Source organism: Kitasatospora sp. NPDC057198, assembly GCF_042670125.1.
GTDB lineage: Bacteria > Actinomycetota > Actinomycetes > Streptomycetales > Streptomycetaceae > Kitasatospora.
Genome location: NZ_JBHUWH010000242.1, coordinates 1 through 11,503 on the forward strand (window position 1 = coordinate 1; position 11,503 = coordinate 11,503).

General features: G+C 72.2%; 4 protein-coding genes and 1 pseudogene. 3 read left to right on the top strand and 2 right to left on the bottom strand.

The features are described 5' to 3' along the window. Positions 1–104 precede the first annotated feature (104 nt). Both ACFUEL_RS24575 and ACFUEL_RS24580 read right to left on the bottom strand, forming a co-directional pair. Positions 105–3,473 (bottom strand): glycoside hydrolase family 3 C-terminal domain-containing protein, encoded by a 3,369-nt coding sequence (locus ACFUEL_RS24575; RefSeq protein ID WP_380238915.1) that lies wholly within the window; start codon positions 3,471–3,473, stop codon positions 105–107. A gap of 110 nt (positions 3,474–3,583) precedes the next feature. Continuing rightward, the gene (locus ACFUEL_RS24580; protein WP_380238917.1) at positions 3,584–5,650 is read right to left on the bottom strand and encodes a discoidin domain-containing protein; all 2,067 of its coding nucleotides are present in this window, start codon (positions 5,648–5,650) and stop codon (positions 3,584–3,586) included. A gap of 763 nt (positions 5,651–6,413) precedes the next feature. On the opposite strand from ACFUEL_RS24580, the gene ACFUEL_RS24585 reads away from it, so the two are divergent. The 3 genes and pseudogenes from ACFUEL_RS24585 (at position 6,414) to ACFUEL_RS24595 (ending at position 11,365) form a co-directional block, all read left to right on the top strand. Beyond that, positions 6,414–9,404, top strand: a complete 2,991-nt coding sequence (locus ACFUEL_RS24585) for a lectin (RefSeq protein WP_380238916.1) — start codon at positions 6,414–6,416, stop codon at positions 9,402–9,404. A gap of 89 nt (positions 9,405–9,493) precedes the next feature. After that, positions 9,494–10,948 (top strand): annotated as a pseudogene (locus tag ACFUEL_RS24590) (glycoside hydrolase family 76 protein); the annotation flags it as partial. A gap of 24 nt (positions 10,949–10,972) precedes the next feature. Continuing rightward, positions 10,973–11,365 carry a discoidin domain-containing protein gene (locus ACFUEL_RS24595; protein WP_380238918.1) on the top strand — a complete coding sequence of 131 codons (393 nt, stop codon included), beginning with the start codon at positions 10,973–10,975 and terminating at the stop codon, positions 11,363–11,365. Positions 11,366–11,503 lie beyond the last annotated feature (138 nt).

The window sequence follows — 11,503 nt, forward strand, 5'->3', positions numbered from 1 at the left end:
GTGCGTAGGGGGGCCGGTGGTTCAGGGGGAGTCCGCGGTGCGTGCGCCGGCCGCGCCGATCGCCCGGTCCCCGACCGGCTCCGCGATCCCCGGCGGGGTCCGGCTCAGCCGTAGGCGTTGAACTCGGCGATCGACCACCAGGAGGTGGAGGTGCCGGTCTGGACGACCTTCACGTAGCGGGCGTTCTGCGCGGGGAAGTCGACCGTCACCAGGGATCCCGTGCCGCTGCCGGTCGCCACCGCCGAACCCCAGGACGTGCCGTCCGAGGACAGGAACACCTGGTAGCCACGGGCGTAGTCGTTCGCGCTGCCGCCGGAGTCCATCGTGATCCGCGCCAGCGACCGCACCGCGCCAGTGTCGATCGTCACCGACTGGCCCGCGGCCATCGGCGTGCCCGCCGACCAGCGCGAACCGGCCGACCCGTCCAGCATGTTCGCCGGAACGTCGCCCCCGCCGGTGGCGGAGGCCGACGCCGTCCACCCCGTGCGCGGCAGGACGCTGACGCCGCCGCCGGGGGTGTAGGCGTTGAACTCGGCGATCGACCACCAGGAGGTGGACGTGCCGGTCTGGACGACCTTCACGTAGCGGGCGTTCTGCGCCGGAAAGTCGACCGTCACCAGGGATCCGGTACCGCTGCCGGTCGCCACCGCCGAACCCCAGGACGTGCCGTCCGAGGACAGGAACACCTGGTAGCCGCGGGCGTAGTCGTTCGCGCTGCCGCCGGAGTCCATCGTGATCCGCGCCAGCGACCGCACCGCCCCGGTGTCCACCGTCACCGACTGGCCCGCGGCCATCGGCGTGCCCGCCGACCAGCGCGAACCGGCCGACCCGTCCAGCATGTTCGCCGGAACGTCGCCCCCGCCGGTGGCGGAGGCCGACGCCGTCCACCCCGTGCGCGGCAGCACGGTCAGGCCGCCGCCGGTGCTGCCGCCGCCGGTGACGGTGGTCTGGCCGGTGAGGCGCAGGTCGCGGGAGGAGGAGCCGACCGAGACGGTGTGGGTGCCGGTCGCGGTGGTCCAACTCCCGTTCCAGTACTGGAAGCTGCGGGCGTCCAGGGTCAGGGCGACGTGCCGGGTCTGGCCGGGGTCGAGGGCGACCTTCTGGAAGGCGCGCAGGTTCTTCGGCGGTTCGCCGCTGGCGGCGGGCTGGCCGACGTAGACCTGGGCGACCTCGGAGCCGGCCCGGGTGCCGGTGTTGGTGACGTCGAAGCCGACGGCCACGTTGCCCGCGGCGTCGGGGGCGGCGACGGTCAGGCCGGAGTAGCCGAAGGTGGTGTAGGAGAGGCCGTAACCGAAGGGGTACAGCGGTTCCTTGTTCTTGGCGTCGTACCAGCGGTAGCCGACGTTCACGCCCTCGGAGTACTGGACGCTGCCGTTCTGGCCCGGCCACTGGGCGGTGGTCGCGGCGGGCACGTCGGCGAGCGACTTGGGGAAGGTCACCGGCAGCTTGCCGGAGAAGTTGACGTCGCCGTAGAGCAGCGCGGCGATCGCGGTGCCCGCCTCCTGCCCCGGGTACCAGTTCTCCACGATGCCCTGCACCGAGCCCGCCCAGGGCATGGTGACCGCGGAGCCGCTGTTGACCACCACGACGGTGTGCGGGTTGACGGCGGCGACGTCCGCGACGAGCTGGTTCTGGGCGGCGGACAGGTCGATGTCGCGCAGGTCGGAGCCCTCGGACTGGAAGTCGCTGACGAAGACGAGCGCGAGTTCGGAGTTCCGGGCGGCGGCGACGGCCTGGTCGTGGGCGCTCTGGCCGGGCACCGCCCAGCCGAGGGTGGCGTTGCTGCCGCCGCCGGCCTGGTAGTAGTCGACCTCGATGCTCACCGGCTGGCCGGCGGTCAGGGTGACGCTGCCGGTGCGGGTGGTGGGGCCCTGGTTGTACCAGTTGTTGATGACCTGCTGGCCGTTGACGAGCAGCCGGCTGCCGTCGTCGCTGTTCAGCGAGAACTGGTAGCTGCCGCTGGCGGGCGGGGTCAGGGTGCCGGTCCACTTCGCCGACCAGTCGGTGGCGTTGACCCCGGCGGCGGGCGACTGGCCGCCCCACACCGCGTCGATGCCCGCGTCCACCCGGCTCGCCACGACCGGCCCGGACAGGTCGGTGCTGTTGTGGTACTCGCCGTACAGGCCGCTGCCGCTGCCGCTGGACGGCTTGAGCGCCGAGGAGGGCACCGGCGGCAGCGAGCCGTCGGCGGCGGGGACGCCCTGGGCGAAGGTCACCGTCGTCCCGGCCCCGGCGCGGGCCTTGATGCCCTGGTAGGGCGTCACCACGTGGGGCGCGTTGACGGAGGCACTGCCGCCGCCCTGGGTCATCACGCCCGCTCCGGCGTCGTCGCCGATCACCGCGATCGACTTGACCGACGGCGCCACCGGCAGCACCGCGCCGCTGTTCTTCAGCAGGACGCTGCCCTGCTGCGCGACCTGCTGCGCGACGGCGGCGTTCGCGGCGGTGGTGACGACCGCGTCCCGGTTGCCGTTCTGCGCGCGGTCGAAGAGCCCGCGGCGGAACATCGACACCAGCACCCGGCGGACGTGGTCGTCGATCGTCGCCTGGGACACCTGCCCGGCGTTGACGGCGTCGGTCAGCGCGGTGCCGTAGTAGTCGCTGCCGGGCATCTCCACGTCGAGGCCGTTGTTGGCCGAGGCGACGGTGGAGTGGGTGGCGCCCCAGTCGGCGGTGACGAAGCCCTTGAAGCCGAGGTCGCCCTTGAGGACGCCGTTCTGCAGCGGCCCGTTCTCGCAGGCGAAGGTGCCGTTGACGGCCGAGTACGAGCACATCGCGGAGTCGACGCCCTGCCGGACGGCGGCCTCGAACGCCGGCAGGTAGATCTCCCGCTCGGCCCGGTCGGAGACCACCGCGTTGTCGGCGAGGGAGTTGCGGTTGGTCTCCTGGTTGTAGACCGCGAAGTGCTTGACCTGCGCCATCGGGCCCTGGCTCTGGATGCCCGCGATGTCGGCGGCGCCGATCTGCCCGGCCAGGTACGGGTCCTCGCCGAACGACTCGAAGGCCCGGCCCCAGCGCGGGTCCCGGACGATGTTGACCGTCGGGGCGAGCACCACGTTGGTGCCCTTGCCCCACTGCTCGGCGCCGAGCACCTGCCCGTACGCGCGCATCAGGTCCACGTCCCAGCTGGCCGCGCCGGCCACCGGGGCCGCGAGCTGGGTCACGCCGGTCAGGCCGTCGCCGGCGCCCACCGGGCCGTCCTGGAAGTGCAGTGCGGGGATGCCGAGGCGGGTGTTGGCCGGGATGCAGCCCGCGTAGCCGCAGGACGGGCCGCCGTGCAGCATGGTCAGTTTCTCGGCCCGGGTCATCGCGGCGAGCAGTTCGTCGGCGCGCTGGTCGGGGGTCTGGGCGGCATTGGTCCACGGCTGGTCGGCGGCGCTCGCCGCCGGGCTGCCGAGGGCGGCCAGCGCCCCGGCCACCAGCAGGGCGGCGAGCGGCCCGGCCAGGGCGGTTCGCAGGTGAGGACGGCGCACAGCGACTCCAGTCGGAGGTGGAGGGGGTGCGAGCCGGGGGCTCGCGGACGGGGTGGGGGCCCGGTGGGAAGGTGCTCCGGGGCCGGACCGGCCGGCCCCGGAGCGGGTGGTCACTGCGAGACGCGGACGTAGTCGACGATCATCTTCTGCGGCAGGACGGTGCTGGCGTCGGGGTTGCCCGGCCACTGACCGCCGACGGCGTTGTTGAGGATGATGTAGAACGGGTGGTCGTACACCCAGGGGCCGCGGGTCTGCTCCAGCGTCGAGCGGTCGACGGTGAAGAAGCTGTGGCCGTCCACCGCGAACGTCATGTGGGTGGAGTCCCAGTCGACGGCGTAGGTGTGGAAGTCGGAGGCGAAGTCCGACCCGGCGAGGGTGTACGGCGAGCCGTAGCCGCCTCCGCCGTTGTAGGCCGGGGCGTGCAGGGTGGAGTACACCGAGTCCGCGACCTTGCCGACGTGCTCCATGATGTCGATCTCACCGCAGTTCGGCCACGGCGTACCGGACTTGAAGTTCGAGCCGAGCATCCAGAACGCGGGCCACAGGCCCTGGGTGCCGCTGACCTTGATCCGGGCCTCGACGTGGCCGTAGGTGAAGTCGAGGTGGCCGTGGGTGTTGATCCGGCCGGAGGTGTACTGGCCGTTGGCCTCCTTGCGGGCCTCGATGACGAGGTTGCCGTTGCCGTCCAGGTTGGTGTTGTCGCCGTTGGTGTACAGCTCCAGCTCGCCGTTCTGGCCGTTGCCCGGGTCCTGGGTCCACTTGGCCGGGTCCGGCTTGGTGTTCGCGGCGCCGTTGAACTCGTCGCTCCACACCAGGCGCGGCGGGTTGGCCGGGTTCGGCGGGAGGGCGGGCGGGGCGGTGGGGCTGCCGCCGGTGCCGTACACGTCGAAGGTCCACAGCGAGTAGCCGTACGGGGTGGCGCGCTGGGTGCCGTACATCCGCACGTACCGGCCGGTGCCGTCGACGTCGAGGGTCTCCTTGAAGCCCTTGCCGTCGGTGGTGGAGTAGACGCTGGTCCAGTTGTTGCCGTCCGGCGAGACCTGGATCTGGTACGCCTTGGCGTACGCCGGGTCCCACTGCAGCACCACCTGGGTGACGTGCGCGGTCGCGCCGAGGTCGACCGAGATCCAGCCCGGGTCGACCCAGCCGTTGGTGTCACTGGTCGCCCAGCGCGTCGCCGGGTCCTCGTCGAACGCCTTGGCAGGCGTGCATCCCGGGCAGTTGCCGCTGTCCTGGGAGGTCGAGGCGGTGCCGGGCTTGCCGTACGAGAGCAGGGTCTTCCCGCCGCCCGGGGTGCCGCCCCCGCCGCCGGTGAAGACCTGGAACTCCCAGAGCGAGTAGCCGTACTGGGTGGCGCGCTGGGTGCCGAGGACCCGGACGTACCGGCCGGTGCCGGACAGGGTGATCAGCTCGGTCGCACCGCGGCCGTCGGCCGTCGAGTAGACGGTGTTCCAGGTGGCGCCGTCCGCCGAGACCTGGATCTGGTACGCCTTGGCGTACGCGTTCTCCCAGGACAGCTGGACGCCGCAGACGTTCTGCGCGGAGCCCAGGTCGACCTGGAGCCACTGCGGGTCGGCAGCGGCCGAGGACCAGCGGGTGCCCATGCTGCCGTCGACCGCCGCGGCGGCCGGGGTGCCGCCGTTCTCGGTGGAGGAGGCGGTGGCGGCCTTGTTCAGGGCGGCGTTGGTGGTCGAGCAGGCGCCGGTGCCGGTGCCCGTGCCCGCCGTGCCGTAGACCTGGAACTCCCAGAGCGAGACGCCGTACTGGGTGGCGCGCTGGGTGGTGAGGATGCGGACGTAGCGTCCCGTTCCGTTCACCACCAGGTTCTCGGAGCCGCCCTGCCCGGTCGTGGTCGTGTAGACGTTCGTCCAGGTGGTGCCGTCGGTGGAGGTCTGGAGCTGGTACGCCTTGGCGTACGCCGTCTCCCAGTTGAGGGCGACGGAGGTGATGGTGGCCGTGCCGCCGAGGTCGACCTGGAGCCACTGCGGGTCGGCGGCGGCCGAGGACCAGCGGGTGCCCATGTTGCCGTCGACCGCTGCGGCGGCCGGGGTGCCGCCGTTCTCGGTGGAGGAGGCGGTGGCGGTCTTCCCCTGCGACAGCAGGGTGCCTTCGGCGCGGGCGGGGGCGGCCTGGTTCACGACGAGGGCGAAGGTCGCGACCAGGACGGCGACGAACACGAGGACCAGCGAGCGGGGTGGCGCGGCGAGGATGCGAGGTGGGGGGCTACCTGTCACAACATCTCTCCTGTGGGGGCTTGACTGAGAGAGCGCTCTCTCACGTCGCGATGATTGCGCCGCTGTTGCGCCCGCGTCAATGAAGTGAACAGATTTCCGGGCAATGAGCGGAAATCGGTACACAGTACACCGAAATCCGGGCGCCGGAACGGACGTTGGGCGCAATACGGACCCACGCCGTCCCCGCGCACTACACAAGATTGACTCAGCGAAGGGTGGAGGCCGCCCGTGCCTGCACGTGTCGACCGGTCGTGGCCGGGCAGTTGGGAGAGCGCTCTCCATGGTTCTCCCGAGCCCCGCCGTCGGCGCCCCCGCGGCGGGGACGGCCGGCGGGGATGGCCGGCGGTTCGCCACCGAGCAGGCCAGTCCGGGGTCCGGAGTCCGCCGTCACGGCTTGAAGCCGGCCCGGCGGGGAGGGCCCGTTTCGGGTGGATTCAGCCGCGTTCGATCTTCAAGTTGTCACTCCGCGGCGGAGCCGCACCACCTCGGCAAGTCCGCTGCCCGGGGCATCTGACCAGTGGGAAAAGGATCATCCGGCGCCGGGGGCGAACACCGAACGAGGGCCTTGGCTACAGGGGTTGACCCCGAGGGCCGATTCGACCCAAGTCGTTGACAACGTTGCCAGGCTCCTCTTTGCTTGCCGTCACCGCACCGTGCCGCAGCCGGTCCGGTGACAGCCCGTCTGTTTTCCTCTGGAGACGCAACGATGAAACGCTGGCGCCTTCCCCTGGCCGCCTGTCTCGTGGTCCTCGGACTCGCCACCCCCGCGCCCGCCCAGGCGGCGCCCGCAGCGGTGTCCGACCCCGCCTCGCTGGTCAACCCGCTGCTCGGGACGTCGCACGAGGGCAACACCTTCCCCGGCGCCGACTCGCCGTTCGGCATGGTGCAGTGGAGTCCCGACACCCCGTCCCGGCCGCCGGGCGGCGACTACGCCTACACCGACAACACCATCACCGGGTTCAGCCTGAACCACCTGTCGGGGCCCGGGTGCGGGGCGATGGGGGACGTACCCGTCCTGCCGACCACCGGCGGCGTCGACGGCCGCGCCACGGTCGGCTTCTCGCACGCGAAGGAGTCCGCGAGCGCGGGCAGTTACTCCGTCACGCTGGACAACGGCGTCACCACCGAGCTGACCACGACCGCCCGTTCCGGCATGGCGCGCTTCACCTTCCCCGCCACCACCCAGGCCAACCTGCTGTTCAAGCTGAGCGCGGACAAGGCCACCAACCTGCACTTCACCAAGGTCAGCAGCACCGAGGTCAGCGGCTCGGTGGACGCCGGCCTGTTCTGCGCGTCCAGCGCCCCGTACACCGCCTACTTCGACATGGTCTTCGACCGGCCGATCACCTCCACCGGCACGTTCGACGGCGGGAACTCGGTCACCTTCGACACCACGGGCAACCGCACGGTGCAGGCGAAGGTCGGCCTGTCCTACGTCTCCATCGCCGGCGCCACCGCCAACCGGGTGGCGGAGAACCCGAACTGGGACTTCAACGCCGTCCGCACCGCCAACCACGACGCCTGGAACGCCGTCCTGGGCAGGATCGCCGTCAGCGGCGGCACCCCGGACCAGCAGAAGGTGTTCTACACCGCGCTCTACCACGCGCTGCTGCACCCGAACCTGCTCAGCGACAGCGACGGCAGGTACTGGGGATTCGACCGCAAGGTGCACACCGTCAGCGGCCGGCAGAAGGCCCAGTACGGCACCTACTCCGGCTGGGACATCTACCGCACCCAGGCGCAGCTGGAGGCGCTGGTCGCCCCGCAGCAGGCCAGTGACAGCGCGCAGTCGCTGGTCAACGACTTCGCGCAGGGCGGCCAGCTGCCGAAGTGGTCGCTGAACTCGGCCGAGACCAACGTCATGAACGGCGACCCGGCGCCGGCCGTCATCGCCGACTACTACGCCTTCGGCGCAAGGGACTTCGACACCGCCGCCGCCAAGGACGCGATGGTGCGGCAGGCGTCGGCGGGCAACGGCATCCGGCTGGGGCTCGACTACCAGTCCAACTACGGCTACCTGCCCTCCGACGGCAGCTACCTGCCCGGGTTCTACGGCTCGGTGGCCACCCAACTGGAGTACGCCGCACAGGACTTCGCCATCTCCGCGTTCGCCGGCGCGCTCGGCGACACCACCACCCGCGACCAGTTCGCCAACCGGGCCCAGGACTGGCGCAACGTGTTCGACCCGGCCACCGGCTTCATGCGGCCCAAGCTGAAGGACGGCACCTGGCGCGGCGGCTTCGACCCCACCAGCAGCGACCAGTTCGTCGAGGGCACCTCCTGGCAGTACACCGGCGCCGTCCCGCACAACGTCCGCGGGCTCGCCGACGCGATGGGCGGCAACGCCAAGCTCGCCGCCTACCTGGACGCCGTCCTCGCCGACTTCCACGGCTCCGGCGGCTCGCACGCCGACCTCGGCAACGAGCCCTCCATCGAACTCCCCTGGGAGTACGACTACATCGGCCAGCCCTGGAAGACCCAGAAGACCGTGCGCGACGTCCAGAACCAGCTGTGGCTGGGCGACCCGGCGAACTGGCGCGTCGGCAACGACGACCTCGGCACGATGAGCGCCTGGTACGTCTTCTCCGCGATGGGCTTCTACCCCCAGACGCCCGGCACCGCCGACCTCGCCCTCGGCTCGCCCCTGTTCACCAACGTCACCGTCACCCTGGCGGGCGGCGGCAGGCTCGTCGTCAACGCACCGCAGGCGGCCACCAACGCCCCGTACGTCCAGAGCGCCACCCTCAACGGCGCCGCCTGGAACAACGCCTACCTCCCGGCGAACTCCGTGATCAACGGCGCCACCCTCGACCTCGTCCTGGGCACCACCGCCAACACCAACTGGGCCACCTCCGCCTCCTCCGCACCGCCCTCCTACGGCGGCAACGGCGACGCCCGCCCGCCCCGGGTCCAGGTCGGCCCGACCGGCCCGATCGGCTCCGGCCTCGCGGGCAAGTGCCTGGACGCCGCCGGCGGCTCCGCCTCCAACGGCACCCACGCACAGTCCTACGGCTGCAACGGCACCGCGGCCCAGCGCTGGACGCTCCCCGGCGACGGCAGTGTCATGCAGTCCGGCAAGTGCCTGGACGTCAGCGGCGGCTCCACCGCCGACGGCGCCCTCGTCCAGCTGTGGGACTGCAACCAGAGCGACGGGCAGAAGTGGATCCCGCGCGGGAGCGCCCTGGTCAACACCGGCTCGGGCAAGTGCCTGGACGTGCCCGACTCCGGTACGGCGGACGGCATCCAGCTGCAGATCTTCGACTGCAACAACACCCCCGCCCAGCAGTGGACGCTGCCGCGCACCCGTACCGGCGCCACCCCCTCGGCGCTGGCCGGCAAGTGCCTGGACGACAACGCCGCCGCCACCGCGAACGGCAACCGCATCCAGTCCTGGAGCTGCAACGGCTCGCCCGCCCAGTCCGTCACCGTCCCCGGTGACGGCACCCTGCGGATCTTCGGGCGCTGCGTGTCCGCGTCCGGCGGCGGCACCGGCAACAACACGCCCGTCGTGCTGTGGGACTGCAACGGCGGCACCGGCCAGCAGTGGGCCTACGACCCGGCCACCCGGGCGCTGCGCAACCCGCAGTCCGGCCGCTGCCTGGACGTGCCCAACTCCGGTACGGCGGACGGCATCCAGCTCCAGCTCTTCGACTGCAACGGCACCCCGGCCCAGCAGTGGAGCCTGCCCGCCGCCTGAGCCCGCACCACCGCACACCACACGGCGGGGCCGCCCCCACGGCCCCGCCCCACCGCCCCACCGCCCCGCCCCCCGATCCAGGAGCCCCCATGCCTGTGTCCCGATCCCTGCGCGCCGCCCTGCTGTCCGCCGCCCTGGCCGCGGCCCTGCCCGGCGCCGTCCTCGCCGCCACCCCGGCCGCGGCCGCCGACGCCGCGGCCGCCGACACCGCGATCTGCAACAAGTACTGCGACGCCCGCGACCCGGCCCTCAGCCCGCAGGACCGGCAGCCGGTGTCCGCGGCGCTCTCCGGCCGCACGCTCGTCCTGCACTTCGACGACGCCGACGCCATGGGCTGGGCCTCGATCGCCGGCGGCGCCGCCGGTGACGAGGTGTGGCTCGACCGCTCGATGGACGGCGGCCGCACCTGGAGCGGCGGCAGCAAGCTCGGCGACACCAAGGTGCCCGCGAACAACGGCGGTTGGCGCACCCTGATGTACAACGTCGACGACTGGAACAACCGGGGCGTCGGCGCGCTGCGGGCCTGCGGCCAGGTCGGCAGCGCCATCGCCTGCACCCCCTGGGCGCGCACCACCTGGAACGCCTGGGACCGGCGCACCGCCGCCGCCACCGCCCTGATGGCCTCCTTCGACCGGAACACCAAGCTCTTCGGCGGCAACGGCTGGTGGACCGGCGCCAACGCGCTCACCGCGATCGTCGACAACGCCCGCGCCACCGGCATGAACAGCTACACCTACGCCATCGCCGAGACCTACGACAGGAACATCAACGCCCAGGGCGGCAACTTCACCAACGAGTACCTCGACGACACCGGTTGGTGGGGCCTGGCCTGGGTGGACGCCTACGACCTGACCGGCGACGCCCGCTACCTGAACACCGCCCGCGCCGACGCCGACCACATGTCCGCCAACTGGACGGGCAGTTGCGGCGGCGGGGTGCGCTGGAACACGAACAGCACCTACAAGAACGCGATCACCAACGAGCTCTACCTCCAGCTCACCGCCGCCCTGCACAACCGCATCCCCGGCGACACCGCCTACCTGCAGCGGGCCCGCGACGAGTGGAACTGGTTCCGCGCCAGCGGCATGGTCAACGCCGACCACCTGGTCAACGACGGCCTGAACGACGCCTGCGCCAACAACGGCCAGCCCACCTGGACGTACAACCAGGGCGTCGTCCTCGGCGGCCTCACCGAGCTCTACCGGGCCACCGGCGACGCGACGCTGCTGACCACCGCGCGCACCCTCGCCGACGCCTCCACCACCCGGCTGACCAGTGGCGGCGTGCTGCGCGAGCCCGGCGAGGGCGACGACTGCACCGGCGACGGCGCCTCCTTCAAGGGCGCCTACGCCCGCGGCCTGGGCCGGCTCGACGCCCGACTGCCCGACCACCCCTACACCCCGGCCCTCACCGCCTGGGCGGACTCCGCCTACGCCAGGGACCGCAACCCGTTCGACCAGTACGGCCCGCACTGGGCCGGCGGCCCCGGCAGCACCGACTACGGCTGCCAGCAGAGCGCCCTCGACCTGCTCAACGCCGCCGGCGGCGGCGCCGGGGGCGGCCCGACCGTGCTGCCGCGCACCGGCTGGACGGCCTCGGCGTCCTCGACGGCGGGCAGCGACGTTCCGGCCAACATGCTGGACGGCTCGGCCGCTTCGCGCTGGTCGACGGGCACGCCGATGGCCGCGGGCCAGTCGGTCACGATCGACACCGGGGCGGTGCGGCCGCTGGCCCGGATCACCATGGACTCCGGCGGCAGCGCGAACGACTACGCCCGCGGCTACCAGGTGTACCTGTCCACCGACGGCACCTCCTGGGGCTCCCCGGTGGCGACCGGCACCGGCACCGGCGCCCTGGTCACCGTCGACTTCCCCGCACGCAGCGCCCGCTACGTCAAGGTCGTCCAGACCGGCACGTCCACCTCCTGGTGGTCGATCACCGAGTTCAACGCCTACGGCTGAGCCGGGCCGCGGCGGCGCGCTCCTCGTCGGTGCCGTTCACGAGGACGCACGGCGCGCGGACGGCGATGCGGTTGCCGTAGCGGGACACCTGCTCGATGCCCCGTCGGAGGAGAAGCCGGAGGGGCCGGAGAAGGGGGC

Coding starts and splice junctions, on each gene's coding strand:
- ACFUEL_RS24585 (WP_380238916.1), top strand. CDS start 6,414: ATGAAACGCTGGCGCCTTCCCCTGGCCGCCTGTCTCGTGGTCCTCGGA.